A 17402-nucleotide genomic window follows, 5' to 3' on the forward strand; every position below is an offset into this window, starting at 1 on the left:
GTTTAACTAAACGGGAAATCAAATGTCACAATTACCATCAGTAAAAATACGATGGTTAAGTAATTTAAGGAATATATAAATATCATATTCGCCCATTTCAAATCATTCTTCGTAAAAAATCCACTAATACCAAGTGCTAACCACCCAACATTCAATAAAGTTGCGATTACCATAAAAGTTGTTCCTAATGATGCTAAAAAAAATGGTAGTGGCAATAAGCATGCAATGTAGACGACAATTTGTCGTTTTGTAAATTCAAACCCATGTACAACAGGGAGCATTGGTATGTTTGCAGCCTTATATTCCTTTGATTTTTTCATAGCTAAAGCCAGAAAATGCGGCGTTTGCCATATAAACATAGTAAGGAACAAAACAAAAGCTACCATGTGAAGACCTGGGTCGATAGCTGCCCACCCAATTAATGGGGGGACCGCTCCGGAAATACTACCAATTGCTGTGTTTAAGGTATATTTGCGTTTGGACCACATTGTATACAGAACAACGTATGTAAACCAGCCTATAAATCCAATAAACGCTGCTTCAACAGTTGTGAACAATAAGAGGATAAGTCCCAATGTGGTAGAAGAAATGCCTAAGAGCAGAACATTTTTTAACGATATACTTCCTGTAACTGTCGGACGTGTCTTTGTTCTCGACATAACAGGATCAATATCTACATCATACCAATTATTCATGATACAACCACCGGCAATAACAAGAGCACTTCCAGCCATAGTTAATAGAAAAACTTCCCAATTAGCTGCAAAAGTACTGTTTGTAAAATAAAGAGCCAACCAAAAACCGGTAAATGTCGTAATTAAGTTAGAATTTACAATTCCTACTTTAATGAGTGACTTTAGATCAGCAAGTAAAGTAACATCCTTTTCCTTTGCTGCAGCTGAATTACCAATTAGAGGTGAAGAAGTTGTCTCCACTTTATTCATTACATATATTCCCCCCTTCTAAACCCAACAAAAGGCACAAATAATTTCTAGGCATACTACTTATCATACCTAAGTATTCCCAATAGTATCCTACATAATTATTCTAATTGTACCATGGAATTGAAATACAATCTATTTACTACATTACTTGATTTCACCTTTTCAAACCTCCAAATGTGACAGTTTTGTGAAATAGAGGTCTAAAATAAAACAAAAGGCTTTTAAAGCCTTTGTCCAGTAAAATATAAAATATGTAGTTTTCCCATAGCGATGGGCATAGTGAATTGAAGCTTAGCAAATATCCCCTATATTATTTCTAGCAAACAAATCTCGACAATGCAAGAGTTTTTTATTTTTTTATAGTGAAAATGATAATAAGCCATGATAAGATGACAATTGTGTGATTTTTACTATATGTTTAGCGTTTTTCATTGCTCTATTAACATAGAAGTATTAATATTATTCTATTGAGGTATATTTACTTGACATAAAGTGAGGCAGTCATATGATTAAAATGTTAAAATGGCTCTCTGTAGTTTCTACATTGGGCATGGTATTTGTGTTAATGGGGGGATCCCTTGTTACGAAGACTGAATCTGGCATGGGATGTGGAGCAACTTGGCCACTATGCCATGGAGAATTCGTACCATCCACTATTACGCCAGAACTTGTAATAGAGCTTAGTCATAGATTAGTATCTGGAATTATGGGTGTCACTGTATTGGCTTTATCCATTTTGGCTTGGAAGTTTATTGGTCACATTCGTGAAGTGAAATTCCTAGCCTTTTTATCATCGTTCTTCTTGGTGCTCCAAGCATTAATTGGTGCAGCAGCGGTAGTATGGAATCAATCGGATTTTGTTTTGGCAACGCATTTTGGTATTTCACTTATATCATTTGCATCACTGTTTTTGCTGATGCTTTTAATATTTGAAATAGATCAGAAATTCGATGCAAAATCGTTAATCATTCAAAAGAAACACCGTATTGAAATTTATGCACTGACGATATACACATTACTTGTTGTTTATACAGGTGCATTGGTTAGACACGCCAATTCTAGTATGGCTTGTGGCGACTGGCCATTTTGTTCAAATGGGTCACCATTTTCACTAGCTGACTATAACTTTGAACAGTGGGTTCAGATGGGGCATAGACTAGCTGCTAGTTTATTATTTATTTGGACGGTTGTGTTATTTATAAAAATCATGAAAAATTACCGAACAAATCGGGTCATGTACTGGGGTTGGATTACAACAGTCTCTTTAATAAGTCTGCAAGTCTTCTTTGGAGCTATGATTGTCTTTACAATGTTGAACCTGGGAATAGCATTATTACATGCGTTTGTAATTTCCTGCTATTTTGCAATGCTTAGTTATTTCATATTGTTATCAACAAGAAGCGCAAAGCATTAGAAAACTTGACATTCATTAAAAGGGTTCTTATGAAAGCCTATTTTGCTTTCTTAGAACCCTTTTACTTTGGACAATAAACCTTGTTTTTAGATAAGCCCAGATGCACTTGTGCTTCAAGAAAATAAATATACTTTCTTGACTGTGGAATAAAGGGTAATGGACTAGTCCATTACCCTTTTTAAACTATTCAAATTCAATTAGTAGATCATTAACTGCTATCGCTTCACCATTTTTTACGTAAATATCTTTAATGACACCTGTATATGGAGCTTGAACAGTTGTTTCCATTTTCATAGCTTCATTAATTAGTAAATAATCACCCTTTTGGACTTTTTCTCCTTTTTCACAGAGAACTTTAACAACTGTTCCAGGCATGGTTGCACCAATTTGTTTGTCATTACCTTGATCAATCTTTGGCTTTGTTATAAGTTGCGATTTTACATTTTCATCTTTAACGATAATTTCTCTCGATTGACCATTCAATTCAAAATAAATGACACGGGTACCATCTGACCGCGCTTCAGAAATAGATACCAACTTTACAAACAGCGTTTTCCCTTGTTCAATCTCGACCTCAATTTCCTCACCTAGCTTCATACCATAGAAGAATGTGAGTGTATCGAGAACCGACATATCACCATACATTTCGGTAAACTTATGGTAATCCATAAATACTTTGGGATATAGTGCATATGAAATCAAGTCAAAACTTGTTACCTGGCGATCAAGGGTTTTAAATAATGTTTCCTTTAATTGGGTGAAATCAATCGGATCTAATAACTCACCCGGTCGTACCTTAATTGATTCTTTTCCTTTTAAAATAATCCGTTGTAATTCTTGTGGAAATCCTTGATACGGCTGACCAATATAGCCCTGTGCGAATTCAATTACAGAATCAGGGAAATCAATTGATTCTCCTCGTTCATATATTTCATCTTCGGTTAAGTCATTCTGAACCATGAATAATGTCATATCCCCTACCACCTTAGATGAAGGTGTGACCTTAACAATATCCCCAAACATATCATTTACTTGTCTGAACATCGTTTTAACTTCATTCCAACGATCCTCAAGTCCTACCGCTTTCGCTTGTTGTTTTAAGTTACTATATTGTCCACCTGGCATTTCATGAGTATAAATTTCGGTATGTGGTGCTTTCATACCACTCTCAAAATCTTGATAGTAATTTCTAATACCTTCCCAATAATGTGAGATTTTTTCATAGGAATCGATATTTAATTTAGGTTGACGTTCTCTTCCTTCTAATGCGTGATATAAAGTCTGCGCACTTGGCTGTGATGTCAAACCAGCCATTGGACCACTGGCTACATCAACCGCATCTACTCCAGCATCAATAGCTCGTGCATACATATAAATACCATTACCGCTTGTATCATGTGTATGCAGATGGATTGGCAAATCAATTGTCTCTTTTAAAGTTGAAATCAATTGATAAGCAGCTTCTGGTTTTAGCAAGCCAGCCATATCCTTTATCCCCAATATATGTGCACCAGCCCGCTCTAACTCTTTGGCCAAGTTGACATAATAATTTAAATCATATTTCGTACGACCTGAATCCAGTATATCACCTGTATAACACATAGATGCTTCGGCAATTTTATTATTTTCCCGTACTGCCTGAATAGCAGGTTTCATTCCCTCAACCCAATTCAGACTGTCAAATATACGGAAGACATCAATTCCAGCAGATGCACTATTTTCAACAAATTCACTTATTAAATTATCAGGGTAATTTTTATAACCTACCGCATTACTTGCACGTAGTAACATTTGAAACAAAACATTCGGCATTTTTTCACGAAGTTTTATTAATCGCTGCCAAGGGTCTTCTTTTAAGAAACGATAGGATACATCAAATGTTGCTCCCCCCCACATTTCCACAGAAAAAAGCTGGGGTAATAAACGCGCAGTCGGCTCGGAAATCTTTAATAAATCCTTTGTTCTGACACGAGTAGCTAATAAAGATTGATGTGCATCGCGAAAGGTAGTGTCTGTCAGCATCACGTTATTTTGTGCTTTTAACCACTCTGCTAAATATTCAGGTCCATGCTCATCCAAAATCTGTTTTGTCCCCGTCGGAATTTCATCCAGCTTATTAATTTTAGGTACAATTGGAGATGCTAATGACGGTTTCTTCTTTCTAGCAATACCTTCAAATCCATTAACTGTAGTATGGCCAATATAGGAAAGCATTTTAGTTCCACGGTCTTTTCGCTTCGGAAATACAAATAACTCTGGTGTCTGATCAATAAACGTTGTACTGTATTCTCCAGATAAAAATTTGCTATGTGAGATTACATTTTCCAAGAAAGGAATGTTTGTTTTTATTCCTCTAATCCGGAATTCTTTTAAATTTCTGACCATTTTTTGTGCAGCTTGTTCAAATGTCAGTGCCCAAGTTGACACCTTTACTAGTAAAGAGTCATAATGCGGAGAAATAATCGCACCCTGGAATCCATTTCCGGCGTCCAAGCGTACACCAAATCCTCCACCAGTGCGGTAAGCCATAATCTTCCCGGTGTCCGGCATGAAATTGTTTAATGGATCTTCTGTTGTTACACGTGATTGAATAGCATATCCATTGGTCACGATTCTATCCTGGTCAGGAATACCAATTGACTTGTTATGAATATCTTGTCCTTCAGCAATTTTAAGCTGGGTTTGGACAATATCAATTCCAGTTATCATTTCTGTAATGGTATGCTCAACCTGAACACGTGGGTTAACTTCAATAAAATAATAATCATCATCTGTTACTAAAAATTCAACAGTTCCCGCATTTATGTAGTTAACATTTTTCATCAGGTCTACTGCTGCTTCACAGATCTCAAGTCGTAAATCATCTTGTAATGAAACACTTGGTGCCATCTCTACTACCTTTTGATGCCTGCGTTGTATGGAGCAGTCTCGCTCATATAAATGAACTGTATTTCCATGTTTGTCCCCAATAACTTGTACTTCTATATGTTTTGGGTTTTCTATTAACTTCTCAACATACACTTCGTCACTGCCAAATGCTGCTCTTGCCTCTGACTTAGCACGATCATAGGCTTCTGACAGTCCACTTTCATTACGGACGATACGCATACCACGGCCACCGCCGCCAAGTGATGCTTTAATAATGATTGGATAACCATGTTTTTTCCCGAATTTTCTTACGTCATCTACTGTTGTTACTGGCCCATCAGTACCTGGAATAATTGGAAGGCCAGCGTTTATTGCTTGCGTTCTAGCTTTCACTTTATCGCCAAACATATTCAAATGCTCGCTTGTTGGACCAATGAAAATTATTCCCTCTTCTTCACAACGCTTAGCAAAATGAATATTTTCTGAAAGAAATCCATAGCCTGGATGTATCGCATCAATACCTACATTTTTTGCAAGTTCAATTATACCTTCAATATCAAGATATGCATCGATTGGCTTCTTCCCTTCACCAATCAAATAAGCCTCATCAGCTTTATAACGATGGTAAGAGCTGGTGTCTTCTTGGGAATAAACCGCAACAGTACGAATATTAAGTTCAGTACAAGCTCGGAAGACACGTATAGCAATTTCACCACGATTTGCAACTAATACTTTTTCAATACGTTTTACCTCACCCATGTTTTTCCTCCTCTATTTTTAAATACATTTGTTTCAGGTTCTTCTTTTGTACTTACAGGTATTGGTTGTTCTTCTTTTTGCTTATTTGATTTTGCAATGTTATTCATTATTCCCATTGATACCATCATAACAAGAAGCGATGAGCCACCATAACTCACAAACGGCAATGGTACCCCTGTGATCGGTAAAATTCCACTTATTGCCCCGAGATTAATAAATGCTTGAATTCCAATCATCGAGGAAATTCCTATCGCTAATAGTGCACCAAAACTATCGGAGCATTTTTTGGAAATAAAGAATCCACGCAGAACAATAATAGACAACATACCCACTACAATAAAGACCCCTACAAAACCTAGTTCTTCAGCTATAACTGCCATTATAAAATCAGTATGAGGTTCTAGTAAATAGCCAAGCTTTTGAACACTCTGTCCCAAACCTTCACCAGTAAGTCCACCAACACCTATAGCTAGATATGACTGAATCAGATGATACCCATCGTCTTGCGGGTCTTCAAAAGGCTGGTAAGCCCCATCAAATCTGGCAATTCGCTCTTCAGTCACCATATTTGGTACAGCAAAAGCGACTAAAGCCAAGCCTACCAACACAAGAATGGATAAATGTTTAAAGTGAATTCCGGAACTGAATATCACAGAGCAAGCAATCATAAATATAATTGCTGCTGTTCCAATATCAGGCTGCGAAACAATGAGACCCAATATTACTGCAGTTAATATTAAAGGTGGAAGCACTCCTCTGTTAAACTCATTAATGTACGATTGTTTTTTAGAGTATACAGAGGCAAGATACATAATTAATCCTAATTTTGCAAATTCAGCAGGCTGCATACTGATGAATCCAAAATTGAACCACGATCGGGCACCGTTAGCTTCATTTCCAAAAATACTAACTCCCACCAATAATCCAATGATAATTAAAATTATCAATTTCATCAACTTTTGGTAATATTTATACGGAAAAATGCTTGTCACAACAAACCCTACCATAGCTAATGAAAACCATTGAATCTGCTTAATCAGATAATGTGAACTTTCATTACCTTCTACAACAGCGATTACCATACTAGCACTGTAAATCATTACTATCCCAAACATTGATAGTAGTATTGGTGTAATCATTAACGTAAAATCATAACTCTTTAATCTCTGTATCATCTTTCTTCTCCTCAACATATGTATTAGTAACAATAGTTGAAATAGAAATTTTTAATAGTATAACATAATTAATATAATTGTGTAACATATTAAATTCCTACTTCTATTAGATTAGAAAACTTGGCTTTTCGCCAAGCCTTAATGGCAAAAGCCTTAGTTGCACTTATGCAGTAAAAGTATTTATACTTTCTTAACTGCTTAAATAAAAAAACCTTGCCATTATCCAATTAGGCAAAGTTTTTGCTAAGTTGTAACATGACATTACACCGAATTTTGTGCTGCTTCATGTAATATATTAAGCTGCCTTTCTAAATTCTCAAGTACTGCTTTACCTTCATGCTCGCTGATCAAGTTTAAACGCACAGCAAAATCGATCTCCCTTGAAAGACCAAACATTTGTGTATCCAAAACCTCTTCATATAAAGGACATTGTGGCATCGTTAAATTCTCAATTTGAACTTCTATTAGCCTTCGTATTTTATCAGCATCAGCCTTTAGAAGGGCATAGGCTTTTTCACGATGAGTTTCAGTCACCTCAGGAATCAAATATATCCCCTCCATTTAAAAGACTTTCTTCTATATTATATTATCGTTTGAACCATGAAAATGCAAATGATATTAAGGTAAATTTAAAATTAATCAATTAATCATTTATAGTGAAAAATTTAAGAATGTCTGCTATTCTTGATAAAGATAATTTTTGAGAGGTGGTTAGACATGATAGTCCCGATTATTGGAAATGTTACATATTCAATCACACTAGATCCAACCGTATGGATCTTTGATGATAGAAAAATACTACTAGAAGAAGCATTCACGGAACGAGAAAATGTACAAGTTGAGGAAAATGAACTTGAAAATGCATCGAAACGTTGGAGTAGAGCAGTTTATCAACAGAAAATAAATCCACCAGTTAATAAAAGCATATCCCGATTTGAACGAGAAAAAATACTAGAAAACTCATATGTAATGCCAATTAATGAGTTTGTGGATCATGCCGAAGTAAACGAAAATGCTACAGACGTTACAATCGTAACAAGTAAGGGAGATGAACATATCTCACTAGAAGCTTTGCAAAGTTGCTATTTACTATTTGCTGTTGATGGAAAGCCCCTAAAAGAAGAAGGACCTGTTCACTTATTTTATAAGGACGGTTCCAATAAAGATAATCCTATTACAGGAATTGAGAAAATAGTTATTAATTAAATGATGAAGCTGTTTACATATTATATGTAAGCAGCTTTTTTAGTAGTTAAAAAACTATATATTTTTTCTTACTTAATTAGTGCAACTATTGCTTATCTCTCCAAAGTATAAGGGGTTCAAACAAAGCAATATAAAGCTTTCATAAGAATCACTTTAGCAATGCTAAGTTACTAATACGAGTTCTTTTTTGAAATGGCATATAACAGAAAAGTCTTTCTCCAGAGATTGCAGATTTCTCTTAACCTTGCTTTTGTACTTTTGAATGTATATTTTACAGCATTCGACTCAGAATAATAAGACAGTAATTCCGTTTGTACATTTTTAAAGGAGGAGTACACATGTTGTTACGTTTAGGAATACTGTCTTTAATGAGTTTTTTGTTTTTAAATGGCTGTCAGCAAAATGAGGAAGAAGATCAATCCTTATCAACTGAAAAAGAAAATAACCGTATTGTACAGGTAGAAGATTCTGACCCCAGAGAGAAACAAAATCCCACTAACAGACAAATCTCTACCCATTTAGCAAATATTGCAAGTGAAGTACCAAATGTCAATGACTCTGCATCCATAGTAGCAGGTCCATATGCTGTTGTAGGTATAAATGTTGATAAAGATTTAGACCGTTCACGTGTTGGAACTATAAAATATTCCGTTTTGGAAGCATTACAGAATGATCCATATGGAAAAACAGCAGTTGTTGTTGCTGATGGCGATGTTGTCGAAAGGCTTCGTATGATGGGAAACAAAATTAATCAAGGACATCCTGTACAGGGAGTTGTTGACGAACTTTCAGCAATTGTAGGTAGATATATGCCAGACTTTCCAATTAATGATGATCAACCACAGGAACCAGATCAAAACAAAGAAATGTTGCCAAAAGAAGATCAGGAAGAGTTGGATGATATAGAGGAAGAACAATCAAATCATCAGAACAATGAATAAGAAAAAAAGCGTAAGTGGCTGTTTAGCACAGTATGCAGTGTGCCAGCGCACTGCAGTTGCGTTACCGTACTTTGCAGCGGGTCTTGGCATTCAAGCCTTAGTTGCGCTTATGCAGTAAAAAAGTATTTATACTTTCTTACCTACCAAAAAGTGCTTCCCGAAGAGGATAGGAAGCACTTTTCTTATTTCATATTAATTTCTTCACTTTCTTTTTCCTTAACCTCATTATAATAGTCTACTCCAAATTGGGACCCTTCTGATACCATTTTAGCGTTTTCCAGTTGTGCAGTATCCTTGTCCTCTGTTTGATCTGGAATACCAGCATCTTCTAAAGTAGAATTAGATTTATTTGTATCTTTTACTTTATTGGTTATATATCTTACTTTATCTTTTAGTTTATTTTTGTTTTCCTCTTTATTAAGGATAACACCCATAATTCCTGCTCCGATAGCTCCAGCCGCTGAAGCAATATATCTTTTTCGCATCTAATCACCCTTTCCAATTTATATATAGTTTAATAATTAGTATGTTCCCCACTTATTCTCTTATAAAACATTCACTTTAATACAAAAGAATGTCATGTTATAGTTAATAGGTAAACAGCCTAATTTTTAGAGGTGATGAGATGCAAGTACAATGTGTGTTATGTGACACTATAGAAGATATTCAGGATAGTTCATTGCAAGCTAAACGGTTAAGAAATCGCAGAATCCATATGTATTTATGTCAGCAATGTGATCAGCGGATATATAGTAACACAAAAAAGAGACATGAAACTGGAAACTTCCACTTATATGAAGGGAAGAAACAAAAAAAGGATTTAATATAGATAAAAACTCCCAAAAATGGGAGTTTTTTGTCTTTCTATGATTTACTTTTTGTTTTTCTCTCTTGATACAGTCTGAATCTGTATATTCCTAAAATCAGTGACATAATAAGTAAACTCTCTGTAATAGGATAACCAACTATACTAAAAAACGTTATGATTATCGAACCAAATGCTAACATTAAATAAACCAAAAAAGATTTTAATATTGGTAATTTGCGAGCAAATCCTAACTTGTATGCAATTGATGCAAAAATAAAATTTAAGACATAAAAAATTATTAGTTCATGACCATGATAATTATCTACAATAAAATCATATAGCAAACTAAAATTAGTATCCATCCATATCCTCCATTACCAGCAAACATTAAAACTCATTTTCTATCATACTAAATCTTTTTGCTATATGCTAGTTATAAATTTGTCTGATTTCTTAAAATTAATTTTTTGAACAATACCCGGAATTAATATATACTAGTTCAAGTAAAAAGAGGTGTAATTTATGAAAAATATTAATATTCCCATGCTATCGTTAGCGACATTGGTAATTCTCATGTTTGTTCTCGTCGGAATTTCCATTGCATTTCGCAATGTTTGGTTTGTCTTATTATTTATACTGTTAGGTTTCGGATTTATGGGATACGGATTATCACTCAAGCGAAAAAGAAAGTGACTTCACTAATTGGAGTCACTTTTTTCCTTTCAGCATATAATCATCTACAATAGCACTTTTTATAGCCGGATTACATGTTAATATCGAATTTTTTTCAAGCATGTTAACTTCTTCGCCATAGATAGTTGTCGTCACGCCTCCTACTTCATTAACAATAACTATTCCTGCAGCAATGTCCCATGGAGATAAACTCATTGTTAAGTATCCATCCATTATTCCCTCTGCAACGTAGGCGAATTCAAGTGCTGCAGAACCATATGTTCTAGTGCCCCTAATTGTTCTTACAAAATCCTGCATCACCTGTTCATCCACTAATCTATTTTCACAAAGCCAAAAGTGATTTAAGCCAACGATAGACTCCAAAAGGTGCTTTTTATTAACAAGGCTTGGTAAAGCATCATCGTTTTTAAATGCACCTTCATTGCGTTTGGCGCTATAAAGCACGTCAGCCATTACATCATATATAAAACCAATTTCTCCTACACCTTCATGATAAATACCTACAGATATTGCAAAATTTCTCTTTTGATGGACGAAATTCATCGTCCCATCAATTGGGTCTATTATCCAGACGGTCCCGTCAAGTGTTTCCAGTTGATCACCATACCCTTCCTCACTAATTATAAAGTGATCAGGATATGTTTTTTTAATATTTGATACAAAAAAGTTTTCTGTATTTTGATCCATAGTTGTTACCAGGTCATTTGGATTGGATTTTGTATTAATCTCCATCCGATCATGCATTTTTTCTCTAATCGTATTGCCTGCTTGAAGTACCCATTCTTTTGCTTGTTTGTATATTACATCACGCATCTCCAAATTCATTTATAAGCCTCCATTACATTTCATCTATATCTATGATACCAAATTGGATGCGTTGAATCATTTTTTTAATCTGGTGATTATAAACTTATACATACAAATGACCCCAATATTGTTCATAAACTATCAATGAACATATGTAAACATGGGGTCATTTTCCATTATTAATCATTTTCAATCTCCAACATTTGCAATCGTAATTGCTCTAAACGTTCTTTTGATTTTATCATTTCAATTTTATCGTTGGCTTCCATTGCATCGTGTAGCGTTACAAGTTCATAATCAATTTCCATTCGAATAACGGGCAATTTTTCTTGTGCTTCTTTCTTTCTCAGTGCCTCCATTACATATTTCACTTTACCCACAACCTTTCAGTTGGCTTTTATTATATATATGATATATTTTCCCAAATAGTTCATGGTAAATAGTAACTTTTGATTTTACATTCCCCAATTTTCAATCTTTTTAAACATTGTTCGCGGGGTATAACTTGACTGAATCCTATTTTTACTTAATAATAATTATTATAATCTATGATGGTTCACCTTAGAAAGGATGATTTATATGGTATTTAAGGGATTTACGGAAAAAGATTTTAATATCTTTACGATTGATGGCCTTGATGAGCGAATGGAAGCCATCAGAGAAAACATACAGCCAAAATTTAAGGCTCTAGGTGAAGAACTGACTGAACCTGTTTCAGAAATGACAGATAGTGAAATGCATATACATATTGCACAGCACCTAAGACGTACAAAGAACCCGCCTAATGATACATGGATGGCATTTTGTCATAATAAACGAGGTTACAAGAAACATCCGCATTTTCAAATCGGATTATTTGATGACCATTTATTTGTATGGCTTGCATATATTTATGAACTGCCAGGAAAACAGGAAATGGCTAAAACATTTTTAAAACACATGGAAGAGATCAAACAGACAATTCCAGATGATTATGTTGTTTCCTTGGATCATACCAAAAAAGATGCGACACGTTTTGATGAGATTAATTTGGAAAAGGCGCTTACCCGCTTTCAAAATGTTAAAAAAGCAGAATTTCTAATTGGCAGACATTTCAAACCTGGTGATCCGGTTTTGAAAGATGGACAGGCATTTTTAAAGGAAGTTGAAGATACATTTAATAAACTGATACCTCTTTATAAAATCTCAATGAATTAATAAAAGCACGTATGAGCCTTATTAGTATTAGAAAACTTGGCTTATCGCCAAGACTTTAATGACGAAAAGCCATGACTGCCAAAGTAAAAGACCCTTCATAATGAAAGGTCTTTTACTTATTTATTGTAATTGTTTTTTGTTCAGATTCTCTAGCTTTTTTTACAACAGGATAACTTGCATATCCCGAAGCCTTTTCAAAGTCCGCAAAATAGGTCTTCTCTTCACTTTTAGATGGTACAATATCCTTGAATTTTCGGTATGCTGCTAGAATTTCTTCCCGTTTAACTTGCTGTTCATATGATTGTTCTATCAATGCAAAAAAATTAACAACATCAATAATTTCCTCTTTTGACCAAGATTCGTCTAGCGGGTAATGATAACTCATTACTGTTAATCACCTCAATCTATCCATTTTTCCTTAATGATATCAGCTTCACTAATCATCGAATTAATTAATTCTTTCACAGTAGGAATATCCTGGATTCTTGCTGCACCTTGACCAGCCCAGCCAAATCCTTCTGTATCCTTACCTTTATGGATGTATTGTTTATTAGCTTCCCCACTTATGTATGTTTTAAGTGCCTCGTAATCACCACGCTCTTTCTCTATACCTAAAATTTTGTCCGTCCATGGATTTTTCAGTGCCCTTGCCGGGGTTCCTAAAGTACGTTTTATTACGACTGTTGAATTTTCGTCAGCTTCAAGTAGTGCCTGTTTATATGCAGGATGTGCATCAATACATTCTTTTGTCGCAATAAAGCGTGTACCCATTTCAATACCTTCAGCTCCTAATGAAAGTGCGGCCATCATACTTCGTCCATCCACAATTCCTCCTGAAGCGATCACCGGGATAGAAACAGAATCAACAACTTGTGGCGTTAATACAAACGTACCAACATCACCACGTCCAAGGTGGCCTCCTCCTTCTTGTCCAACTACCATGACTGCGTCTGCGCCTAGCTCTTCTGCCTTTTCAGCTTGCCTGCGCGCAGCAACAAGCACAAGTTTCTTGATTGGAAGATCTTTTACCATGTCAAGCACACCTTTTGGATTTCCACCAGTTACTGATACGACTGGTACTTTTTCATCGATAGCCACTTGTACCATATCCTCAAATGACCGCCCATGTTGTCCAATAGCAAAATTAACACCAAAAGGTTTATTTGTCATTGTTTGCACTTTTCTTATCTCATTACGTAATTCATCTGGACCAGGTAGACTCATTGCCGTTATTTGCCCCAGACCACCAGCATTTGATACTGCTGCCGCTAAATCAGCATATGCTAAATATGCAAGTCCCCCCTGAATAATAGGATATTCAATTTCCAATAGCTCTGTTACTTTTGTTTCCCACCTCAATATAATCACCTCTTTTTCTTGTTATTCTATCATTTAATAATTAGTAATTGCTAATACAATATATAACCATTAAAATCTTGGCTTATCGCCAAGCCTTAGCTGCACTTATCCAGTAAGAAAGGATTTATACTTTTTTAACTGCTAAAGAATAAGCTGCACGGATATCCATGCAGCTCTAATGTATCAATATTAATTTATTTTTTATTACAAGTCGGACATGAACCATAAAGAGTAGTTACTTTTTCATCATCATAATGGTCAATTACTTTCTGGCAATCTTGACAAACGATTGTCCCCACCTGTCCCAACTCCTTTTCCAGTTAATTATAACACTGTATTGTTATTATAATGTGTCATAATTAAAGAATCAACCCCTAATTAGTATAACATATTACACTATATATGTTTTTGTGAATTAATAAACAGCCAGATATTAAAATACCTGACTGTTATATGTTACTCTTCGGTTTGTATTAATGAAGGGTCTACCATTTCATATCCCTTTTCTCGTAGTCCAGTTACAATATCTTTCAATGCCTTAGCCGTCCATTCGTGGTCGTGCATTAGTAAATTGGCACCAGGCTTCAGCAAACTGTAGGGAACGTCCACTTCAGGCCCTTCACCTGTTATCATCGCCTTTTTCAATTTATCAGCATCCATGTATGGCTTAAAATAGTCATAACCGTACGTCCAATTCATTACGACCATGCCTTCATCTTTCGCTAATTTTTTTGTAAAGTCGGTGTTCTCACCATATGGGGCTCTGAAAAACTCTGGTTTTTCTCCAATAATCTCTTCAACTCTATCATTTAATCTAATAATTTCCTTTTTCTGTTCTTCCTGAGACGAATCTGGTAAAGAAACATGATTATATGTATGATTTCCGATTTCGAAACCCATATCATGAATTTTCTTTAGAATTTCTTCTTCCTCAGTAGTATCCAGAAAATGTCCATTCACAAAAAAGATCGCACTCGCATTCAATTCTTTTAACGTTTTAGCCATCCCTAGTGAATATGTATCTGGCGCATCATCAATAGTTAACAATACTACCTTTTCATTTATACTATCATTCAACGGCATTATCGAAGACGTTTCCTCATTAATTATATACTGTGCTTCCAGCGGCTTGTCATCTTCAGGTTCACTCATTTCTTCTTGTTCTTTTTCTGCATCTTCCTTCTCGCTATCTTCTTCAGCTTTTACTTCCCCATCAACATCATCTGTTTGTTCCTTAGTATTTTCCTGACCCGGACTTTTATCATCCGAATCGATTGCTTTACTTTCCTCACAAGCTGTAACAAATACAAGTAATACCAACAATATCCATATCAATTTTTTCATTGCTGTCCCCCTATTATATGCGTATATGACATTGTTTTAATTATATATGATATCAGTGGGTAATGACCATACTTTTTTCGGCAGATAAGAAAAAATAAAAATTCTTAACTGCATAAGCATTCGCGACATAATTTTAACAAATGTTGTAGTTTTCTAAGAGTCACTGTTTAATTTTTCCTTGTGTGGGAATACGTAAAAGGATATATAGAGAGAATTATATTAAATCTAAGGGAAACAATAAGCATATTGTACTAATTATATACGAAAGAATTGAACTATTTATTATCGTATGTTTCAATACGTAAATGTGCTTTATTCCTTCAAACATACTTTGTGAAAATAATCTACATAGAGAGGAATGTTCATATGAAAAAAGTGACAAAGGTATTCTACATTTCAGCCATCGTCGCAGTATTATTTATTATTTGGGGAATCCTTCCAAATAGTAATATGAATGATGTAACAACAGAAATCCAAGGGGATATAGTAGACAAATTTGGCTGGTTCTACTTGATGAGTGCAACTGCATTCTTGGTATTTGCAATCTATTTGGTTTTTTCCAAATATGGAAATATAAAACTTGGAAAACCAGGGGATAAGCCTGAATATTCCTATTTAACATGGTTTGCGATGCTTTTTAGTGCAGGTATGGGAATTGGATTAGTTTTCTGGGGTGCTGCTGAACCATTATCGCATTATCATTTGCCACCATTTGGAGAGCCTACATCAAATGAAACCGCTAAAACTGCTATGCGTTACAGCTTCTTTCATTGGGGGCTGCATCCATGGGCAATTTACGCCACAATTGCTTTAGCACTAGCATATTTTAAATTCAGAAAGCAATCTCCAGGAGTTGTAAGTGCAATTCTTGAACCTATATTCGGCGATAAAATGAAAGGAGCCTGGGGAACCCTTATTGACTTTATAGTTGTGTTTGCAACAATATTTGGTGTTGCTACTTCCCTAGGCTTTGGGGCTATCCAAATCTCTGGAGGTGTATCATACGTATTTGGTTTAGATAAAACAATTTCGCTGCAACTTATTATTATTGGAATTGTTACTGTACTATATATGACGTCTGCTATGACAGGTCTTAATAAAGGAATTAAATATCTAAGTAATACAAACATCGTTTTAGCAATTGCTTTAATGCTGTTTCTATTATTTGCAGGTCCTACAAACTTCATCATGAATCTATTCACTACAACATTTGGCAGTTACTTGCAAAACCTGCCAGGCATGAGTTTTAGAATGACTCCTTTTGATATGGATGACTCATGGATACAAGATTGGACTATCTTTTATTGGGCATGGTGGATTGCATGGGCACCTTTTGTAGGTACATTTATTGCCCGTGTTTCCAAAGGCAGAACAATTCGAGAATTCGTACTAGGCGTTCTTTTAGTGCCTACCATTTTCGGTGCTCTCTGGTTTTCCGTATTCGGTGGATCGGCAATCAACCTGGAACATTTTCAGGGTGCAGAAATTCAGCAAGTTGTTGATAATCTTGGCTCTGAAGCGGCTTTATTTGTGGTCCTTGAGCAATTTCCATTCGGCATTGTAATGTCAATCATTGCAATTTTATTAATCAGTACGTTTTTTATCACATCTGCAGACTCTGCAACATTTGTATTGGGAATGCAAACGACTGGTGGAAGCTTATACCCACCAAATACTGTTAAGTTTGTATGGGGAATTATCCAATCAAGTGCTGCAGCGGTATTGTTGTGGCAAGGCGGACTCGGAGCTTTACAAACAGCCTCGATTATAGCAGCCTTTCCATTTGCGATAATCATGATTTTGATTATATTTTCGTTAATGAAATCATTTAAAGAAGAGGCCAAAGAAATCGATTTACGGCGGAAAAGACATTAAATAGAAATATAC

Annotated in this window: 19 protein-coding genes; 7 read left to right on the top strand and 12 right to left on the bottom strand. The window is 35.3% G+C overall.

Translation table 11 applies throughout. The features are described 5' to 3' along the window. Window positions 1-2: 2 nt before the first annotated feature. Window positions 3-944 carry a heme o synthase gene (gene cyoE / locus BLS02_RS11095; RefSeq protein ID WP_092493070.1) on the bottom strand — a complete coding sequence of 314 codons (942 nt, stop codon included), beginning with the start codon at window positions 942-944 and terminating at the stop codon, window positions 3-5. 505 nt (window positions 945-1449) lie between these two features. On the opposite strand from cyoE, the gene BLS02_RS11100 reads away from it, so the two are divergent. Next, the gene (locus BLS02_RS11100; protein WP_092493071.1) at window positions 1450-2358 is read left to right on the top strand and encodes a COX15/CtaA family protein; all 909 of its coding nucleotides are present in this window, start codon (window positions 1450-1452) and stop codon (window positions 2356-2358) included. A 183-nt stretch (window positions 2359-2541) separates the two neighbouring features. Here the strand turns inward: BLS02_RS11100 and pyc are convergent, their stop codons facing one another. From pyc to BLS02_RS11115, 3 genes are all read right to left on the bottom strand, one after another. Continuing rightward, window positions 2542-5985 (bottom strand): pyruvate carboxylase, encoded by a 3444-nt coding sequence (gene pyc, locus BLS02_RS11105; RefSeq protein ID WP_092493072.1) that lies wholly within the window; start codon window positions 5983-5985, stop codon window positions 2542-2544. Then, entirely contained in the window at window positions 5973-7160 is a 1188-nt protein-coding gene (ftsW, locus tag BLS02_RS11110; RefSeq protein ID WP_092493073.1) for a putative lipid II flippase FtsW, read from the bottom strand. The genes pyc and ftsW overlap by 13 nt, the downstream gene beginning before the upstream one ends. Before the next feature lie 261 nt (window positions 7161-7421). Next, window positions 7422-7703: an Fpa/YlaN family protein gene (locus BLS02_RS11115; protein WP_092493248.1), complete on the bottom strand. Its 282-nt coding sequence runs from the start codon at window positions 7701-7703 to the stop codon at window positions 7422-7424. Between the two features lie 174 nt (window positions 7704-7877). On the opposite strand from BLS02_RS11115, the gene BLS02_RS11120 reads away from it, so the two are divergent. Then, window positions 7878-8366 carry a hypothetical protein gene (locus tag BLS02_RS11120; RefSeq protein WP_092493074.1) on the top strand — a complete coding sequence of 163 codons (489 nt, stop codon included), beginning with the start codon at window positions 7878-7880 and terminating at the stop codon, window positions 8364-8366. Between the two features lie 338 nt (window positions 8367-8704). Then, window positions 8705-9307 (top strand): YhcN/YlaJ family sporulation lipoprotein, encoded by a 603-nt coding sequence (locus tag BLS02_RS11125; protein WP_092493075.1) that lies wholly within the window; start codon window positions 8705-8707, stop codon window positions 9305-9307. A gap of 182 nt (window positions 9308-9489) precedes the next feature. Here BLS02_RS11125 and BLS02_RS11130 read toward each other — a convergent pair whose 3' ends face one another. Continuing rightward, window positions 9490-9792, bottom strand: a complete 303-nt coding sequence (locus BLS02_RS11130; RefSeq protein WP_092493077.1) for a hypothetical protein — start codon at window positions 9790-9792, stop codon at window positions 9490-9492. A 140-nt stretch (window positions 9793-9932) separates the two neighbouring features. Between BLS02_RS11130 and BLS02_RS11135 the strand changes: the two genes are divergently transcribed. Further along, complete coding sequence (locus BLS02_RS11135; RefSeq protein ID WP_092493078.1) at window positions 9933-10136, top strand: YlaI family protein; 204 nt, start codon at window positions 9933-9935, stop codon at window positions 10134-10136. Window positions 10137-10171: 35 nt separating this feature from the next. On the opposite strand, the gene BLS02_RS11140 is transcribed toward BLS02_RS11135, so the two are convergent. Then, entirely contained in the window at window positions 10172-10477 is a 306-nt protein-coding gene (locus BLS02_RS11140) for a YlaH-like family protein (protein ID WP_092493079.1), read from the bottom strand. A gap of 160 nt (window positions 10478-10637) precedes the next feature. Between BLS02_RS11140 and BLS02_RS18960 the strand changes: the two genes are divergently transcribed. Further along, on the top strand, window positions 10638-10808 hold the full coding sequence (locus BLS02_RS18960) for a DUF5325 family protein (protein WP_175476801.1): 171 nt from the start codon (window positions 10638-10640) through the stop codon (window positions 10806-10808). Between the two features lie 15 nt (window positions 10809-10823). Here BLS02_RS18960 and BLS02_RS11145 read toward each other — a convergent pair whose 3' ends face one another. Further along, window positions 10824-11633: an inositol monophosphatase family protein gene (locus BLS02_RS11145; RefSeq protein ID WP_092493080.1), complete on the bottom strand. Its 810-nt coding sequence runs from the start codon at window positions 11631-11633 to the stop codon at window positions 10824-10826. 161 nt (window positions 11634-11794) lie between these two features. Next, on the bottom strand, window positions 11795-11986 hold the full coding sequence (locus tag BLS02_RS11150) for a hypothetical protein (RefSeq protein WP_092493081.1): 192 nt from the start codon (window positions 11984-11986) through the stop codon (window positions 11795-11797). Between the two features lie 208 nt (window positions 11987-12194). Between BLS02_RS11150 and BLS02_RS11155 the strand changes: the two genes are divergently transcribed. Continuing rightward, the gene (locus BLS02_RS11155) at window positions 12195-12812 is read left to right on the top strand and encodes a YktB family protein (RefSeq protein ID WP_092493082.1); all 618 of its coding nucleotides are present in this window, start codon (window positions 12195-12197) and stop codon (window positions 12810-12812) included. Between the two features lie 112 nt (window positions 12813-12924). Here the strand turns inward: BLS02_RS11155 and BLS02_RS11160 are convergent, their stop codons facing one another. The 4 genes from BLS02_RS11160 to BLS02_RS11175 all read right to left on the bottom strand — a co-directional run bounded on the left by BLS02_RS11160 (window position 12925) and on the right by BLS02_RS11175 (window position 15515). After that, the gene (locus BLS02_RS11160; protein ID WP_092493083.1) at window positions 12925-13197 is read right to left on the bottom strand and encodes a UPF0223 family protein; all 273 of its coding nucleotides are present in this window, start codon (window positions 13195-13197) and stop codon (window positions 12925-12927) included. 14 nt (window positions 13198-13211) lie between these two features. After that, window positions 13212-14171: an NAD(P)H-dependent flavin oxidoreductase gene (locus BLS02_RS11165; RefSeq protein ID WP_092493084.1), complete on the bottom strand. Its 960-nt coding sequence runs from the start codon at window positions 14169-14171 to the stop codon at window positions 13212-13214. A gap of 194 nt (window positions 14172-14365) precedes the next feature. Next, a complete protein-coding gene (locus tag BLS02_RS11170; RefSeq protein ID WP_092493086.1) occupies window positions 14366-14470 on the bottom strand; it encodes a GapA-binding peptide SR1P in 105 nt (34 codons plus the stop codon). A 157-nt stretch (window positions 14471-14627) separates the two neighbouring features. Beyond that, window positions 14628-15515, bottom strand: coding sequence for a polysaccharide deacetylase family protein (locus BLS02_RS11175; protein ID WP_092493087.1), 888 nt, complete (start codon window positions 15513-15515; stop codon window positions 14628-14630). A gap of 366 nt (window positions 15516-15881) precedes the next feature. On the opposite strand from BLS02_RS11175, the gene BLS02_RS11180 reads away from it, so the two are divergent. Further along, entirely contained in the window at window positions 15882-17390 is a 1509-nt protein-coding gene (locus BLS02_RS11180) for a glycine betaine uptake BCCT transporter (protein WP_092493088.1), read from the top strand. Window positions 17391-17402: the final 12 nt, after the last annotated feature.

The organism is Virgibacillus salinus, assembly GCF_900102415.1.
Classification (GTDB): Bacteria; Bacillota; Bacilli; order Bacillales; family Amphibacillaceae; genus Lentibacillus; species Lentibacillus subterraneus.